The 15,975-nt window shown below is 42.8% G+C and carries 18 protein-coding genes and 1 pseudogene; all 19 read left to right on the top strand.

Features of this window, described 5'->3' with window-relative positions; genetic code table 11:
• The first annotated feature begins 102 nt into the window (after positions 1–102).
• The 19 genes and pseudogenes from JJQ72_RS12805 (at position 103) to hpf (ending at position 15,765) form a co-directional block, all read left to right on the top strand.
• Complete coding sequence (locus JJQ72_RS12805) at positions 103–510, top strand: TIGR03826 family flagellar region protein (RefSeq protein WP_208203928.1); 408 nt, start codon at positions 103–105, stop codon at positions 508–510.
• 88 nt (positions 511–598) lie between these two features.
• Positions 599–898: a flagellar biosynthesis anti-sigma factor FlgM gene (flgM, locus tag JJQ72_RS12800; RefSeq protein ID WP_208203927.1), complete on the top strand. Its 300-nt coding sequence runs from the start codon at positions 599–601 to the stop codon at positions 896–898.
• On the top strand, positions 895–1,395 hold the full coding sequence (locus JJQ72_RS12795) for a flagellar protein FlgN (protein ID WP_208203926.1): 501 nt from the start codon (positions 895–897) through the stop codon (positions 1,393–1,395). Before flgM ends, JJQ72_RS12795 begins: the two co-directional genes overlap by 4 nt.
• 32 nt (positions 1,396–1,427) lie before the next feature.
• Entirely contained in the window at positions 1,428–2,990 is a 1,563-nt protein-coding gene (flgK, locus tag JJQ72_RS12790; protein ID WP_208203925.1) for a flagellar hook-associated protein FlgK, read from the top strand.
• A 12-nt stretch (positions 2,991–3,002) separates the two neighbouring features.
• Positions 3,003–3,899: a flagellar hook-associated protein FlgL gene (gene flgL, locus JJQ72_RS12785; protein WP_208203924.1), complete on the top strand. Its 897-nt coding sequence runs from the start codon at positions 3,003–3,005 to the stop codon at positions 3,897–3,899.
• Between the two features lie 24 nt (positions 3,900–3,923).
• Entirely contained in the window at positions 3,924–4,484 is a 561-nt protein-coding gene (locus JJQ72_RS12780; RefSeq protein ID WP_208203923.1) for a DUF6470 family protein, read from the top strand.
• A gap of 54 nt (positions 4,485–4,538) precedes the next feature.
• Positions 4,539–4,961, top strand: a complete 423-nt coding sequence (gene fliW, locus JJQ72_RS12775) for a flagellar assembly protein FliW (protein ID WP_208203922.1) — start codon at positions 4,539–4,541, stop codon at positions 4,959–4,961.
• Positions 4,962–5,183 carry a carbon storage regulator CsrA gene (csrA, locus tag JJQ72_RS12770; RefSeq protein WP_208203921.1) on the top strand — a complete coding sequence of 74 codons (222 nt, stop codon included), beginning with the start codon at positions 4,962–4,964 and terminating at the stop codon, positions 5,181–5,183.
• Between the two features lie 128 nt (positions 5,184–5,311).
• Positions 5,312–6,127 carry a flagellin N-terminal helical domain-containing protein gene (locus JJQ72_RS12765; RefSeq protein WP_208203920.1) on the top strand — a complete coding sequence of 272 codons (816 nt, stop codon included), beginning with the start codon at positions 5,312–5,314 and terminating at the stop codon, positions 6,125–6,127.
• A 122-nt stretch (positions 6,128–6,249) separates the two neighbouring features.
• Positions 6,250–8,052, top strand: a complete 1,803-nt coding sequence (gene fliD, locus JJQ72_RS12760; protein WP_208203919.1) for a flagellar filament capping protein FliD — start codon at positions 6,250–6,252, stop codon at positions 8,050–8,052.
• 18 nt (positions 8,053–8,070) lie between these two features.
• Positions 8,071–8,430 (top strand): flagellar protein FlaG, encoded by a 360-nt coding sequence (locus JJQ72_RS12755; protein WP_208203918.1) that lies wholly within the window; start codon positions 8,071–8,073, stop codon positions 8,428–8,430.
• A gap of 7 nt (positions 8,431–8,437) precedes the next feature.
• Entirely contained in the window at positions 8,438–8,806 is a 369-nt protein-coding gene (gene fliS, locus JJQ72_RS12750) for a flagellar export chaperone FliS (protein ID WP_208203917.1), read from the top strand.
• Positions 8,803–9,162: a hypothetical protein gene (locus tag JJQ72_RS12745; protein WP_208203916.1), complete on the top strand. Its 360-nt coding sequence runs from the start codon at positions 8,803–8,805 to the stop codon at positions 9,160–9,162. The genes fliS and JJQ72_RS12745 overlap by 4 nt, the downstream gene beginning before the upstream one ends.
• Positions 9,163–9,192: 30 nt before the next feature.
• Complete coding sequence (locus JJQ72_RS12740; RefSeq protein WP_243896066.1) at positions 9,193–12,099, top strand: IPT/TIG domain-containing protein; 2,907 nt, start codon at positions 9,193–9,195, stop codon at positions 12,097–12,099.
• A gap of 183 nt (positions 12,100–12,282) precedes the next feature.
• On the top strand, positions 12,283–12,492 hold the full coding sequence (locus JJQ72_RS20545) for an NAD(P)-dependent oxidoreductase (RefSeq protein WP_208203915.1): 210 nt from the start codon (positions 12,283–12,285) through the stop codon (positions 12,490–12,492).
• Between the two features lie 120 nt (positions 12,493–12,612).
• A pseudogene (locus JJQ72_RS12730) lies at positions 12,613–14,237 on the top strand (transposase).
• A gap of 86 nt (positions 14,238–14,323) precedes the next feature.
• A complete protein-coding gene (locus JJQ72_RS12725; protein ID WP_347880750.1) occupies positions 14,324–14,557 on the top strand; it encodes a hypothetical protein in 234 nt (77 codons plus the stop codon).
• Between the two features lie 256 nt (positions 14,558–14,813).
• A complete protein-coding gene (locus tag JJQ72_RS12720; protein ID WP_138227249.1) occupies positions 14,814–15,011 on the top strand; it encodes a cold shock domain-containing protein in 198 nt (65 codons plus the stop codon).
• A 187-nt stretch (positions 15,012–15,198) separates the two neighbouring features.
• The gene (gene hpf / locus JJQ72_RS12715) at positions 15,199–15,765 is read left to right on the top strand and encodes a ribosome hibernation-promoting factor, HPF/YfiA family (protein WP_138227248.1); all 567 of its coding nucleotides are present in this window, start codon (positions 15,199–15,201) and stop codon (positions 15,763–15,765) included.
• Positions 15,766–15,975: the final 210 nt, after the last annotated feature.

The following is a 15,975-nucleotide window of genomic DNA, read 5'->3' as shown; positions in this document are numbered from 1 at the left end:
ATAAGTAAATCATAAAGCAGCTTGATTCAATGATAGACTTAAGTCCTAAAATAAGGTAATCTAATCTTATTAAGGTGCCGGTTGGCATGGAGGTTGTTACGCATGAATCTTGGAAATTGCCCTCGGTGCGGCAGGCTGTATACCGTCAATCTTCGGGAACTGTGCAATGAATGTGTAAAGGGTATCGAGAAAGAATATGAGAAGTGTGCTTCGTATCTGCGTGAAGAAAAGGGCGCAACCATCTACGAGTTGTCCGAAGCGACTGAAGTTTCTCTTCGTCAAATTACTAAATTCATTCGGGAAGGTCGGATTTCCATTGCCGATGCCCCAAATATGGCATATCCATGTGAGGTTTGCGGAAATTTGATTCAGGAGAGCAATATGTGCGATTCTTGTCGAAGCAGGCTGACCCGTGAACTCAGACAGGCAGCGGCCGATGATACCCGCAAAACGGGACAAGGAACAGATAAAGACACTTATTTTGCTGTAGACCGGGACCGTAAATACTAACCTTTGCACTATTAACTATGATTCATATGTGACCGATAAACTTAGTAAAGCTTATCGGTCTTTTTTATATTAAAAGAGGTGATTTGAAATGAAGATTAACGAAAGCGGGCGTGTGAACAACATTCAGTCCTATCAACGAAATATAGAATCACGAGATATGCATAGCATTGAAAAGAAGAAAAGTCGTAAAGATGAATTGTCTATTTCATCCGAAGCACTCGAGCTGAGTGCCCAGATCCATAAAGTTCAGGATCCTGCCCGGGCAGATAAGATTCAGAAGCTGAAGGATGCTGTCTCAAGCGGTACCTACGAGGTGCCTGCAGATCGTCTGGCAGAAAAGCTCGCGCCATACTTTAAGGGCTTCAACCGTTCGGGTGATTCAAAATGAGTGTAGGGAATGTCACTGCAGCAATGAAGAAGCTAAATGACGTCCATCTGGAAATGATAGCAGTAGGTAAAGAGAAGCAAAGGGCAATCATTGATAATAATTCGACTAATTTGACTCAGCTGATGTCAAAAGAAAACCGGCTGTTAAGGCAAATGAGTGAACTGGAGCAACAGCGTATTGAGGAAGTGAATTCTTTCCTGCAAGATAAAGGAATTCGGTCGCAGTTGAATCTGAGTGTAACTGAGCTAGTGAGACTTGTATTTGATTCTAACGAAAAGGAAGAGCTTATGCAGGTTCGCGATAGCTTGTTGAACAATGCTCTAGTATTGAAGAGAGAGAATGAGTTGACAACCCAATTACTGGAGCAGTCACTGCACTTCATAGACTTTTCATTAAATATAATCGTGGGCGTGGATAACGAGTTGATCTACAAAAAACCTACAGATATCCCCCCATCAATATCGAACAAAAATAGTTTTTTTGATGCCAAAGCGTAGTACGCACATATTAAGGATTAAGGAGTGAAATTATGGTATCTACATTTCATGGGATTGAAACGGCAAAGCGGAGCCTCTTTGCTCAGATGGCAGGTATGAATACCACGGGCCACAACATAGCGAATGCTAGCACTGCAGGTTATTCAAGGCAAGTTGTGGGTTTGGTTGCTTCACGTCCGCTTTCTATGCCAGGCATGCAAAATTCAGTAGCCCCTGGTCAACTTGGTACAGGTGTTGAAGTTAATTACATCAAACGAGTGAGAGATCAGTTCTTGGATCAGCAATATTGGAACGCGAACCGCTCGCTTGGCGAATGGGAAGTGCAAGCCGAGACTTTATCTAAATTAGAGACTATTTTTAATGAGCCTTCGGACTCGGGGTTAACCACAGTCATAGATAACTTCTGGAAATCGTGGTCAGAATTCAGTAAGGATCCGGAAAATGTAACTTCCAGGAAGATTGTTAGAGAAAATGCTCTAGCGATGGCCGATGCATTCAATGAAACTAGTAAAAAAATCACAGATATGCAGCTCGATCTAACGCAGGGGATCAATGTAAACGCACAACATATTAATACGCTGACGACACAAGTTGCACAGCTTAATTACGAAATAAACAGGATTGAGGGCTTTCGCGATAACGCCAATGATCTTAGAGATCAACGTGATCTCATCATTGATGAATTATCCCGAATAGCTAATGTAACTGTGGTAGACGAAGAAGCGGGTTACCGAGTTACTGTAGGCGGACTTGAGCTAGTCGCTGGAAACGTTCCTGTCCCTGTCAATGCTGCTCAATTAGAGACAGCTTATAGTGCTAGCACCTTAAACAGTGGTGAACTGTTCGGCGTCATAAAATCGAGGGATTCAATTGTTAACGATTATCTAGATCAACTGAATGAGTTGGCGAATACCATCGCAAATGGCGATGTGGATATTTCAATTCCAGCAGGTTCTGTGCTTCCTGAGGGTACTGTATTAAATGGTGTAATCTATAGCGGAGCAACAAGAACATTAACTGCAGATACAATAGTAACTGTACAAGGTTTAAATGGTCTCCACAAACTCGGATATCTATTTACTTCTCCTGCTCAAGCAGCGGGTGAATTCTTTACTTCTAAAGACACAGGGCCAATCACTGCTGCCTCCTTTAGTGTTGATAGCTCAATCGTTCAAGATCCTAACAAAATAGCTTCATCATTACGTGTAAATATGAATGTTTCTGGGGATGAGGTAGTTAAGGGTAATAATACTCTTGCCCTATTGATGTCACAATTAAGAGAGCGTTCTTTTACATTCAACCCTATAGCAAGTAACAACGGAATGCAGACCGGGACATTAGATGATTATTACCGTGCTGTTATGGGTCAGATGGGTGTAGAAAGCCGAGAAGCCTTAAGACAACAAAAAAATAATCAGCTGCTAGTGGACCAGGTGGATTCCAGAAGACAATCGGTGAGCGCAGTCTCTCTGGATGAAGAAATGTCAAACCTAATTAAATTGCAGCATTCATACGGAGCTGCTTCGAGATTAATGACTACGCTTGATCAAAACCTGGACAAAATTATTAACAGTATGGGTGTTGTAGGTAGATAAGGAGGGATATTCATGGCTTTACGTGTTACACCTGGTATGATGAATATGCAGATGATGCGTAATATTAATACAAATCTAGTAAGAATGGACGGCAATATGAATGTGCTTTCTACAGGCATGAAGTTAAATAAGCCTTCTGATGATCCCGTCGGAATAACCTATTCATTAAGGTACCGAAGTGAGTTGTCATTTAATGATCAATATCAGAAAAATGCAGACACGGCACTTTCATGGCTGGAATATACGGATACAGTAATTAGTCAAATTAATGATATTTCTAAGAGGGCTAATCAGTTGTTAGTACAATCGGTTAACGGTACCAATCCTCCAGAAGCGTCAATTGCTATTAGCACTGAATTAGAGCAGATCTATGATCAGCTAGTGTCTTTAGGCAATAGTAAATTTAACGATAAATTTATATTTAATGGCCAGTTAACGGATCAAGCCCCATATGATGTAACATTAGCATCTACTCAGGGGACTGATGCATTCGGTATTACGTATAAATTTACCGAAGGAGCTTCTATAGATGTTAATGTTTCGGGGCAGGACGTGTATGGTCTGCCTACAGACCCGGATAATTTATTTGGAGTCATGCAGAGAATTCAAACAGCATTGAGTATAGATGACAAGGCAGCAGCTCAAGCTGAACTAGAAAACATGTCTACTAGACTTACAAAGATAAATGAAGCACGTTCACAAATTGGTGCCAAAACAAATAGAGTGAGTCTCATCAGCAATCGACTGGTTGACTTGGAAATGAACCTTACTGCCATGCAATCAAAAGTTGAAGATGCGGATTATGCAGAAACAATTATGAAATTGAAGCAAGACGAAAGTGTGTACCAAGCTTCTTTAGCAACAAGTGCAAAAATAATGCAAATTAGCCTTCTAGACTATCTGCGTTAACTCTAAAGTTAGAAGGTGCTTAGTATGAATTTACTTCGTCTTTCTATTCGTCAAACTTATGGTTCAATTGGGATTGAGACTAAGAATGCAGTCTTAAACCTGAATTCTCCACATGGGCAACTGGAGGTCCAAAGTAATCCCTCTACAATAAGTATAAATTCTAGAAAAGGGCAATTGGAAGTTGACAGTTCAAAAGCATGGATGGCTTTAGGTAAGGGGAATCACCAAGAATGGCTTAGTCTTATATCAGGTCAAATGCATCAAGAATTCTTGTTGAACGTTTCTCGTATTGTTGAGGAGGGAAATCAACTCGCTCAATTTAAAAAGACCACAATTGCAGATATGATGAGGAATCGTGTACAAGAAGAATCTAGTCTAGATTATGTCGGCGATGCATCTACCATGAATGTTGATCTCCGTTACCACCCTGGCCAGGCCGAGGTGGACTGGGATCCCCACGTGGTTGAGATTCAATACACTCCTCAAAAAGTTCAGAGTTCTTATGAACCGGGTAAAGTTGAGGTCTATTTACAGCAAAAGAACAGTTTGAATATGTGGGTCAGCCACTATAATATATATGTATGAAAGAAAGGAACTATGGCCATATGCCGTAGTTCCTTCTTAATAGGAGGCGATAAAGTGATAAAAAATATTAATGGGATGACGTTGAATTTACAAGGGAGCATCCTTGGGTTCAGTGAGTTGAATGAATATAAGCTGGAAACAATCGATCAAACGGTGTTTGTCCATTTACGAAGTCTGGAAAAGCCGGAAATCTCCTTTATAGTAACCTCTCCATTTGACTGGTATAAAGACTATTTGCTAAATCTTGATGATCATTTGAAAGACAAGTTAAAAATCGAAAATCCGGAAGATACATTAATATTATGTATTGTAACGATCAGGGAACCGCTAAATGCTTCTACAATAAATCTCGCAGCTCCTTTAATCATCAATATTAAGGAGCAAGCCGGATTGCAGCAAGTCATTCAACAGACCATTTATCGTCCAAACAACTTGTTATTTGATAACCTGGGATCTGAAGGGGAGGCAGTTGAATAGATGCTGGTACTTTCAAGAAAGCGTGGAGAATCCATCCTAATAAATAATGATATAGAGATCTACATTTCGTCTGTAGTGGGAGAAAGTGTGAAAATCGGAATTCGTGCCCCCGTACATGTCGAAATACTGAGAAAGGAATTGGTCGAAGAAGTTGAAGCTAGTAATCTCCAAGCGATATCAGCACTTCAAGATCCGAGTGTGTTAAAAAAGATAAAAAAATAAAAAAATAGTTTGAAATTGTTGGATACGCTATTAATCTTTCTTCTTCGTGTGTCGATATATAGTTTGTAAGGCAAAATGCCTACTTCACAAGGATGTGAATTTTTTCAAACTCAAGGAGGAAGATTAAAATGATTATTAACCACAATCTTAACGCAATGAACTCTCATCGCAACCTGGTGTTCAACAACACTCAACAAGGCAAGTCCAGTGAGAAATTGTCTTCCGGTTACCGTATTAACCGCGCTGCTGACGATGCTGCAGGTCTTGCAATTTCCGAGAAAATGCGTGCACAAATCAAATCGTTGAACCAAGGTATGCGTAACGTTCAAGACGGTATCTCCATGGTTCAAACGGCTGAAGGAGCAATGACGGAAATTTCTGACATGCTGGGCCGCATGAAGGAACTGGCAACACAAGCAAGTAACTCGACTTACACTACCAACGATTACACAGCTATGAACCAAGAGTATCAACAATTGAAAGCTGCTATTACAGACATTGCTACAAAGACTACTTTTAATGGCCAGAAGCTGATTGATGGTACAGGCTCGGCGACAACTGATATCCAATATGGCGCAAATAGCGGCGATAAAGTAACGATCGATTTGTCTGCTATTAATGTTAGTGCTACCAATCTTGCTTTAGCTGGTGTAGGTACTGCTACTGATGCTCAAGCAGAACTTGCATTGGTTGACACGGCTATTGATACAGTGAATACTGCTCGCGCAACGCTCGGTGCTTATCAGAACCAATTGGAGCATATTCACAATAACACAGCCGCAACTGCTGAGAACCTTCAAGCCGCTGAATCTCGTGTGCGCGATACCGATATGGCATCAGAAATGATGAAGTACACGAAATTCAACATTCTGCAACAAGCTTCTACTGCAATGCTGGCCCAAGCTAACCAAGCTCCACAAGGTGTTCTGCAGTTACTTCGTTAAGATTTTCATACTTCCCCAAAAAGCCCGCTGCATAATGGCGGGTTTTTTTTATAACAGTATAAAAAATAAATTATATTCTTACGATATTTATATATAGGAAATTGGAAGGAGCGACAATCAAGATGCCAATGAGAATCACTGGGATGGCTTCTGGCATGGATATCGATTCTATTATCAAGCAACTAATGAACGCCGAAAAAATCCCTTATAACAAAGTCGTTAAAAAACGCGATTTGCTGGATTATAAGATGAATGCATATCGGGAGGTTAACCTAAAGCTCAGTTCCTTTCGAGATACCATGCAAAATTTTCGCTTGAGCAGTAGCCTGGCTGGGTCAAAATTTACATCGACGGATGACTCAAAGGTTACAGTTACCGGAAGTGCAACACAAAGCGTTTCTCATACGATTGAAGTTGATGAGTTGGCTTCGAATGCCGTAAAATCAAGTCTGGCCAGTATATCGAAAGTAGGATTAACGGGATCGGCACTGTCACCGTCAACAGACATTACTACAGGAGTAAATGATACTTTAAGTATATCCTTAAACGGTACAACCCGAAATATTACTTTAGATGCTGGAACCTATGATCCTACACAATTAATGAATCAACTTCAAAGCAAGATGGATCAAGTCTTTGGTCCTAACCGCATTACAGCCTCCATTACGGGCAGTGCGCTGCAACTGGATGCTGTCGGAACAGGCGGTTCTTTGCCTGTGATTACTGTAAACGAAGGTAACGGTGGACTTGCCGCAATAGGGTATAGTGGAAAACAATCCTCCAAAATAGACTTAACGACTCCGTTTGTAGATATCGCTGACAAATTTAATACTCCGCTGACCTTTTCGTCAGGAGCCGGCAGCTTCAAAATTAATGGCGTAGACATTACATTTTCAGAAACTAGTAGTATTCAAGAAATAATGAGTAAAGTCAATCAATCAGCTGCGGGAGTAAATATGACCTACGATGGGGTATCGGATCGGGTTACATTTACTTCAAAAACGACAGGTGTTGCTTCTCAGATCAAGTTGGAGAATGGGACAGGAAATTTCTTGAATGCAATAGGGGTCGACCTGGAAGTGAAGACTGGAACGGATGCAGCTATTAAAATTGACGGTGTTTCCTCCTTCAGAGATTCAAATACATTTACAATTGACGGTCTCTCTTATACTCTGCTTGATAAAACCACAGCCCCAGTAACGGTTAAGGCTGATCGTGATGTTGAAGGAATAGTTAACAAAATAAAAGATTTTGTCAAGCAATTTAATGAAGTTGTAGAGGTGGTTAACACCAAGCTCACAGAAAAAAAGGCCAGAGGTTATGAGCCTTTACTTTCTGAAGAGAAAAAAGAACTTAGTGAAACTGAAATCAAATTATGGGAAGAAAAAGTAAAAACAGGACTTCTATATGGGGACTCTATTCTCAGTGGAGTAAAGTCTAATCTAAGCAGTATGTTAATAACGTCTGTTGATGGAGTTCCAGGTGAATATAATTCCTTATATGAGATTGGACTAACAACCAGTAAGTTTGTTAAAGGCGGATATAATCCTAAGGATGCCGGTAAAATTGTCATTGATGAACAAAAACTGAGAAAAGCAGTAGAAGAAGATCCGGATGCGGTGATAGGATTATTCACAAATTACTCAAACAACGAGTCTTCCGAGGGTATCGCGCATCGACTATATAATTCATTGAATAATACTGTTTCTGAGATATCCAGGAAAGCGGGAAGATCCGGTGGAGCCATACTGGATGCTTCAACCGATCTGGGCAAACAATACTCAGACCTGCAAGCGGATATCCTTGATTGGGATAGCCGATTGACCAAAAAAGAAGATCAGTACTATAAAAGGTTCTCTGCAATGGAAAAGGCGCTTCAAAGCAGTAACAGCCAGTTGTCTTGGTTGGCTCAACAATTTCAGTAACGGATGGAGGGTAGTAACATGGATGTATTAAGTAGCCCGTTACTATCGTCATCAAGCATTAAGCAGAGCAGCGAAGAACCTTCATATACGATGGTTGGTGGCGAGTATTTGGAATTATCTCAGAAACAAAAATATGGTCCATTATCTGTTTCTGAGCGTGCCGTTTTGGACGCTATTAATAAAGTGAACAAAGTGCTTGAGGGAGCCCCTCAAAAATTTGAGTATAAGGTTCATGATAGCACGGGAGACTTGATTGTTAAAGTGATAAACAAGGATACAAATCTAGTGATTAGAGAGTTTCCATCAGAGAAAATTATTGAGCTCGTGGAAAAACTACAACAGTTGGCGAGTGGGGCTATTATTGATGAAAAGAGGTAATTAACTTATGAATCAGGCACTTAATACCTATTTTAATACTCAAGTCACTACAGCCACCCCAGGTGAACTTACGCTGATGCTTTACAACGGGTGTGTTAAATTTTTAAAGCTGGCACTAAAAAATATGGAAGCGGGGGATTACGAGCAAAAAAACAACTACTTAATTAAAGCTACAAATATTATCGATGAGCTATTGATTACACTGGATATGAAATATGAGATTTCTCAATCCTTATCGAGTCTCTATGTCTATATTAAAGAACTTATCATTAAAGCAAATGTTAAGTCGAATCATGAACCTTTGTTAGAAAGCATTCAACTGGTCACTGAATTAAGAGATACCTGGAATGAAGCTTTGAAAGTGGTTAAAGCATGAATTTAGTAGATCTAGTCATTCAACTTGATCAATTGACTGAGGATTTGCTTTCCCTATCTGCAGAAGACGAGTACTATATTGAACAATTGGAAGATTTGCAGGTAAGACGTACAAAAGTGTCAGAACAGATAGAGCTGTATAAAGGTTTCCAGCAAATTACTCGGTGGCCTGAAAATGTAGAATCACTTTTCCGCGAATGTTATAAGAAGGAAATGGAGCTTTCGAAGAAATTGCTGCTAGAAAAAGAGCAAGCCTCCGCAGAAATGAACAAGATTGGGGCAGCCAGAAAAGCGCGGGAACTATATGGAGAGAAGAGCTCATTTGAGCATGGTGCCTATATCGACAAGAACAAATAGAACTACAATATTCTTAATGGAGAGCGAGGCATGAATATGGACAAACTCAAACAAATATCAATTTTAATGATTTTCTTTTTATTGATGTTCACCGGAGAGGGATATGTCCCGAAAGCAAACGCGGCAGCCGCTGATTATGTGAATGTGAATCGTACTGTAAATCCGACTTCAATTATAACTGAAGGGGAGGCGGAAGTATCACTTAACATTCAAGGAACACCTCCTGTGAATATCGTTAAACCTAATGATGTTATTCTAGTTATAGATAAGTCTGGAAGTATGACATCCGAAAATAAGATGGCAAATGCAAGAGAAGCAGCAAAAGGATTCATTGATTTAATGAACTTAAACATTCATCGAGTCGGAATTGTTGATTTTAGCTCGCAGAGTAATGTAGGACTGTTTCCGTTAGGGACAGATGCATTGACTGCGAAAAATTACATTTCTGGAATTAATTCAAACGGAGGAACCGGCACCGGGGCAGCAATCGACAAAGCTATGTTGGAATTACAAAATGTTAGGGATGAAGCCCAACCAGTCATTGTAATATTGACCGACGGAGATGCTACGGAACCTTCCGGCAATGCCTATGAGTATGCCCTTCAAAAAGCAAATGAAGCAAAAGAACAAGGCATTGTTTTTTACACAATTGCATTATTAAGTTCTACGGATAATCCAGACACAAGTAAACCTAATCTGCTTCTCAAGGAAATGGCAACAACCTCAAGCCACCACCATTTTGTGCTTGGCTCACAGGGCTTATCGGATATATATGCCGCTATAGTTCAGGAAATTGGCATTGCAAGTGCATATGATCTGACGGTTACAGATAAAATTGCGTCTCAATTTGAGATTGTTCCAGGTTCTTACGAGAATAACATACCTAAACCAGTTGTCGATGGCAACGTATTAACATGGAATTTTAAAGAACTCAAGGATAAAAACTTAGTCTTCACTTACAAAATTCGTCCTACAGACAAAACAAAAACAGGTAATTTTAATGTTGCTGCTTCAGGTTCTCAGATAACATATAAGGATTACGCCGGAGCAATCCGTACAAAAAGTATCCCTAATGCTAATTTACAAGTTAAACTCCCTGCGCCGGTGGTCACGTCCGTAGACCCCGCTTTTGGACACCCGAATGGTGGAAATACTATAACTATAATCGGACAAAACTTTGTTGATGGTGCAACAGTTACTATTGGCGGAAAAGCAGCAGCTGTAAATTATGTGGATTCTGGAACATTACAAGTCACTGTTCCTTCAGGGGCCCAGGGAACAGCTGTTATTAGTGTAGCTAATCCGGACAAACAATCGGCAACAGGTGAATATAAATATCAAACAGAGCCAATTGTTACTTCAATAACTCCGAATACAGGACCATTCGAGGGTGGGAATACTATAGTTATTGACGGCAATTACTTTATGAAAGGGATTCAGGTTTACTTTGGCGACAAGGCTGCTAAGGTCAATATCAACTTATCGGCAACATACTTAACAGTAACTGCCCCATTAGCAGAGAACTCTGGACCCGTGGATGTAAAGCTTGTCAATCCAGACGGCACTCAAACCGTTGTCTCGAACGGATACATCTATCAGGAAAAGATAGTTCCAAAGCTTGAAGTCACTTCAATAACTCCGAGTAAAGGACCTACTACTGGTGAGACCACCGTATACATTAGCGGTAAGCTCATCTCTCCCCAAGTGAAGATTTTCTTTGGTTCTAATGAGGTTACCGGGCTGACATATTACAATCATCAACAGATTCAAGTAAAGTCTCCATCAAATAGTGTCGCAGAAACTGTGGATGTAAAGTTAGTTAATCCGGATGGACAGGAAGCAGTATTAACGCAAGCATTTACTTATGAAGAACCTCCTAAATTAAACCCGCCTTCCATCGCTTCAATTACACCAAAAGAAGGGGTGCTGGCAGGTGGCACATCAGTATATATTAATGGATCTAATTTAGTTAACGGGACTAAAGTATTTTTTGGGACCCATGAGGCAACCGTCATATTGAACACCGCCGGAACATCATTAATGGTAACTGCTCCTGCTGGCAGTGCTGACGGACTTGTTGATGTAAGTGTGATTTTACCTGATGGGCAATCAGCAACCTTGGCATCGGCATTTAATTACTTTACACCGATTCCTGATCCAATCATGATCACGTCTATTACTCCTAATACGGGTAATGTTATTGGTGGAGAAGTAGCCTATATTCAAGGAAGCAATTTCAAATCAGGAATGACAATTGATTTTGGTGGAGTTAGAGGTAGAGTAAGCCAAATCACTAATTCCAGTAGTGCATCTATTATTGTACCTGCTTCTTCAGTTGTTGGTGCTGTTGACATTGTTGTTACTAATACAGATGGCGGGATGGGTACTTTACCTCAAGGTTATACATACGTTCCTGTTCAACCTAAGATTACTGGTTTGACCCCAAATAAAGTGGTCAACAATAAAGGGGGAACAGTATATGTAAGTGGAGAGTACTTCGAAAGAACAATGACTGTAACAGTTGGCGGGGTAAACGTCCCGATCTCCTCTTATACAAACGACAAAACTTTTAGCTTCATCGCTCCGATTTTACCGAATGTTGGAGAGGTTTCTGTGGTATTGACCTTGGCTAACGGCCAAACTACTACGGCAAATCTAATGTATGAGGCTCCAGTTCTAGCTCCAGCTCCAGTTCTTACAAGTATGACCTATACTAGTGGCAAAGCTGCAGGAGGTGGAACGAACTATATTTATGGCAGGAACTTCACTCCAAATACAACAATTTATTTTGGATCTACGAAAGGGACCGTAACTGGGAATTATGGGAGCTTCATTCAAGTAAAAATCCCCCCAGGTGTTGCTGGTGAAACGGTACAAGTGCAAGTGTTCAACAATCAGGGTACAGGAAGCAATACGTTAAGTTACACTTATAATTGAGTGAGTGATGAAGCAAGGACCCTTTAAAGGATCCCTGCTTCATTTTTTTTCTGAGATGGAAGATGTGGATATAAGAATTTTAATCTTTCTTTGGGAGCGGTTGCAATGAGGGAGACAAGAAAACCGCCATCGTTCTGGACAAACGGTTATTGCTCCGCTGCGAGCTGTATGTGAAATTGAGATGTGTTCGATCAGGACAGGCCTGTACCGCGCGCCGTACTAGAGGATCAGCTGCGAGGGGCGGGCGTGGAATATGCGGAGTTGAATGCACTGCTGGAGCAAACGGATTACGTGTGTATCCTAGATCCTTATACCCACGAAACGCATCATTTGAACGGCGAACAGGAGCTTGGAATGATGGAGTCTACAGCGATTGTAATTAGGGCTTGCTGAACGCTCATAAAATCGCTAAAAACCGCATAACAACAAGGGCTTTTGGTGCTTTGTGTCGAATTCATATGCAAAGGAATGCATCGAAAGTACAGCAAAAACTTTGCAGATGGAGTGATGGAAGTGTTCAAACCGACCGCGTATCTCGAAAATCAATGGATCATGCCAGGCGATTTCTTTCTCCTTTCGGAGGGAAACTGAACGAAAAAAATCGCCGGGTTCAGTTGGCGCGATTGGTGCCTTGGGCGGAAGCCGAGAAAAAGTACGGACAGTTTTTCAAAGACACGCTCCGCGGTCAACAAACGATCCGTTTGCGGATGGGGCTTGGTGCATTAATCATTCAAGAGCGTATGCAGTTGACGGACAGAGAAACCATGGAATCGATTCGTGAAAATCCCTATATGCAATACTTCATCGCTCTGCCCGGATTCGCGATGAAGCAGCCGTTCCATCATTCCATGATGACGCATTTCCGAAAGCGCTTGACGGAAGTGCTGGCTGAACTGAACGAGCTCGTCGCCTCCACGGGCGCGCAGGAAACAAAAGACGATGATGACAGCAATGACGCAAGCGGCGGTGGTCAAGGAAAAGTAAAGCGCTCAAAGAAGGAAGTCCCTGCCGTTCAAGACGAACAGCAAACGATGTTTGTGGAGGCGTCGGATGAATCGTCAAAAGCAGGACCACCCCAGACGGCCGCAATGCCAGAGAGTCCTGAAGCGACAACGTCTGTTTCTGAAGCGCATCTGGTATCGACAGCATCAGAAGCGACAGCTTTGCAAAATCAAGGGACCATACTGGTAGATGCCACTTGCGCGCCAGCGGATGTATCATATCCCACAGATCTGAACCTGCTGAATGAAGCGCGGGAGAAGCTCGAAGCGATCATCGATACGTTGCATGAACCGTTCATCGGACAAACGGCGAAACCACGTACGTACCGGGAAAAGGCGCGCAAACCATTTCTTGCCGTCTCCAAGCAACGCAGGTCGGGACCGAAAGTGATTCGCAGAGCCATCAGACTTCAGCTCGGTTACGTTGGACAGAACCTTGCCATCATCGCCGAACAAGCCGAGTTGCAGGAGCTCACGCTGCTTAGCCGCAAAGCCTACCGAGACTTGCTGGTCATTCATGAACTTTACCGTCAGCAGTTACACATGTACAATGCACGTTCTCACCAGATGGAAGATCGGATCGTCAGCATTCATCAGCCGCATATCCGGCCGATTGTACGAGGGAAAGCCAAGGCACGCGTCGAGTTCGGAGCCAAGATCGCAGTAAGCATGACCAAAGGCTATGCGTTCCTGGATCGGCTGTCTTGGGATAACTTCAACGAGAGCACGACGCTTATTGACGTGATCGAGAAGTACCGCAAGCGTATGGGATTCTATCCGGCTGTCGTCCAAGCCGATCAAATCTATCGCACGCGGGAAAAACGGAGCTTCTGCAAGCAACATGGAATCCGACTCCGTGGACCAGCATTGGGGCGCAAGCCGAAAAATGGACCGACAAGCGAAGAAAAGCAAGTTCTCAAACAGGACACCGGCGAACGAAACGCGATTGAAGGCAAGTTTGGAGAAGGCAAGCGCAAGTATGGGCTTGGCTGTATTCGCGCACGCCTTGCAAAGACAAGTGAATCGGTGATTACGCTACAGCTTCTGGTGATGAACTTGGAACGTAGGCTCCGCGTTCTTTTTTTCCTCATTTTCACGATGCAGTCTCGTGGACGCCTAGCTCTGAAGGCTGGATAAAGAATCGTTCAGCAAGCCCTAATTAATACGGATCTCGGTGGCATTCTGATGAAGAAGCCTTATATCACGCGCTTCCGAACGGCACGATCTGTGGAGCAGGGCTCGATGTGTTCGAGCACGAGACCGTCTCCCTCAATCACCCGTTATTAACGCTCAGTAATGTCGTGGCTCTTTCCCACATTATTAGTGCCTCAATCCGTAAACGCAAGAGAATGGCGCAGCTGGCTGTGGAAAATGTACGAAAGGGATTGCTGGGGCAAACGCCGGCGCATTGGGTGATCGAAGAGGCGATTCGAGCTGTCCGTACGAGTGAATCATGATGCATGTGCACAGCTTCCTATCCTAAGCCTGAGGATCTCAGAGAGATATGTGAGCTGCAAATAAATAAATATGATGCGGTCTACTAGTCCCCTGTTTCACCCCCTTCCAAAGCGGGTAAAAACTCCATGACAGCCTTTTCATTTTCGATTTCTGCTTCAATTGCCGCTGCGTTGACAACGCAAGTGACCCGGTGGTATAGTCGAAAATGTGGACAGGGTGCCACACTTTATTTGATGATGAAGGGAATGTTAGTGCATGCAAGGTAAAGTTAAATGGTTCAACGCTGAGAAGGGTTATGGCTTCATTGAGACAGAAGAAGGCGGCGACGTATTCGTACATTTCTCCGCAATCCAAACCGAAGGTTTCAAGACCCTCGAAGAAGGACAAGACGTGGAGTTTGAAATCGTTGAAGGCGCGCGTGGACCGCAAGCAGCTAACGTAATCAAATTATAATCATCTCGGCTTGGCCGACCTACATATAATGGTTCGATGGTTAACAATTAAAGATTCGTAGCGAGAAGACCCTGGAGAATCCGGGGTCTTTTTTATGGACTTATGGTGACTATGGTGGTGACAAAAAGCTTCTTTTTACATCCCCATAACAAAGTGCTATAATGAAGGAGCAAAGGAGGAGTGCCCTATGCAATTCAGTATTCGAGGACAACAAATTGAAGTGACCGACGCCTTGAAGGACTATGTTGACAAGAAGCTCAGCAGACTCGAAAAGTATTTCGATGCACCCCCCACCTCGGAAGGTTATGTCACGTTGAACGTGATCCGGGGATTGCACACCGTGGAGGTGACCATTCCCTTGCCGGGCGTAATGCTCCGTGCAGAGGACCGAAGCGACGATATGTATGCTTCCATTGACGCGGTAGTGGACAAGCTGGAACGTCAGATCCGTAAGCACAAGACCAAGCTGAACCGCAAGTTCCGCCAAGAGGGCAGTCTGAAGACGCTCTTCGTGGAGAATGGCTCGGCAGCCGGTGTGGTTGCGCTGGATCAGCCGGAAGAAACCGATGATGATGATCTGGAAGTGGTGCGTACCAAGCGGTTTACGATGAAGCCGATGGACGTGGAGGAAGCGATCTTGCAGATGAACATGATTGGCCATGATTTCTTTGTCTTTACTAATATTGAATCACAGCAAGTGAATGTCGTGTACAAGCGGGATGACGGTAAGTACGGCCTCATTGAGCGGGACTAGCAGTCAGCGGCTGCAGGAAGCGGGATTCTTATCCTGAGATCCTCTGGCAGGTGTAACGCAGGACCGAATCTTGCGCTGAATGACCTTGATCTTACCTGAAAAGGCTCATTTTCGTGACGACCGGTTAAACCATCCAGGATGGGGCGCTGCTCGGTACAGGACAATGATGAAACATGCAACGTAAATGTAAGGGGAGCCCTGCCGCTGGAT

It is taken from the genome of Paenibacillus sp. F411, from assembly GCF_017582705.1.
Lineage (GTDB): Bacteria > Bacillota > Bacilli > Paenibacillales > Paenibacillaceae > Paenibacillus_AQ > Paenibacillus_AQ algicola.
This window is presented reverse-complemented; position numbering and strand designations above follow the sequence as displayed.

Bases quoted from the DNA above. Each gene is read 5' to 3' on its own strand.
- JJQ72_RS12805 (WP_208203928.1), top strand. From the start codon at position 103: ATGAATCTTGGAAATTGCCCTCGGTGCGGCAGGCTGTATACCGTCAAT.
- flgM (WP_208203927.1), top strand. From the start codon at position 599: ATGAAGATTAACGAAAGCGGGCGTGTGAACAACATTCAGTCCTATCAA.
- JJQ72_RS12795 (WP_208203926.1), top strand. From the start codon at position 895: ATGAGTGTAGGGAATGTCACTGCAGCAATGAAGAAGCTAAATGACGTC.
- flgK (WP_208203925.1), top strand. From the start codon at position 1,428: ATGGTATCTACATTTCATGGGATTGAAACGGCAAAGCGGAGCCTCTTT.
- flgL (WP_208203924.1), top strand. From the start codon at position 3,003: ATGGCTTTACGTGTTACACCTGGTATGATGAATATGCAGATGATGCGT.
- JJQ72_RS12780 (WP_208203923.1), top strand. From the start codon at position 3,924: ATGAATTTACTTCGTCTTTCTATTCGTCAAACTTATGGTTCAATTGGG.
- csrA (WP_208203921.1), top strand. From the start codon at position 4,962: ATGCTGGTACTTTCAAGAAAGCGTGGAGAATCCATCCTAATAAATAAT.
- JJQ72_RS12765 (WP_208203920.1), top strand. From the start codon at position 5,312: ATGATTATTAACCACAATCTTAACGCAATGAACTCTCATCGCAACCTG.
- fliD (WP_208203919.1), top strand. From the start codon at position 6,250: ATGCCAATGAGAATCACTGGGATGGCTTCTGGCATGGATATCGATTCT.
- JJQ72_RS12755 (WP_208203918.1), top strand. From the start codon at position 8,071: ATGGATGTATTAAGTAGCCCGTTACTATCGTCATCAAGCATTAAGCAG.
- fliS (WP_208203917.1), top strand. From the start codon at position 8,438: ATGAATCAGGCACTTAATACCTATTTTAATACTCAAGTCACTACAGCC.
- JJQ72_RS12745 (WP_208203916.1), top strand. From the start codon at position 8,803: ATGAATTTAGTAGATCTAGTCATTCAACTTGATCAATTGACTGAGGAT.
- JJQ72_RS12740 (WP_243896066.1), top strand. From the start codon at position 9,193: ATGAATATGGACAAACTCAAACAAATATCAATTTTAATGATTTTCTTT.
- JJQ72_RS12720 (WP_138227249.1), top strand. From the start codon at position 14,814: ATGCAAGGTAAAGTTAAATGGTTCAACGCTGAGAAGGGTTATGGCTTC.
- hpf (WP_138227248.1), top strand. From the start codon at position 15,199: ATGCAATTCAGTATTCGAGGACAACAAATTGAAGTGACCGACGCCTTG.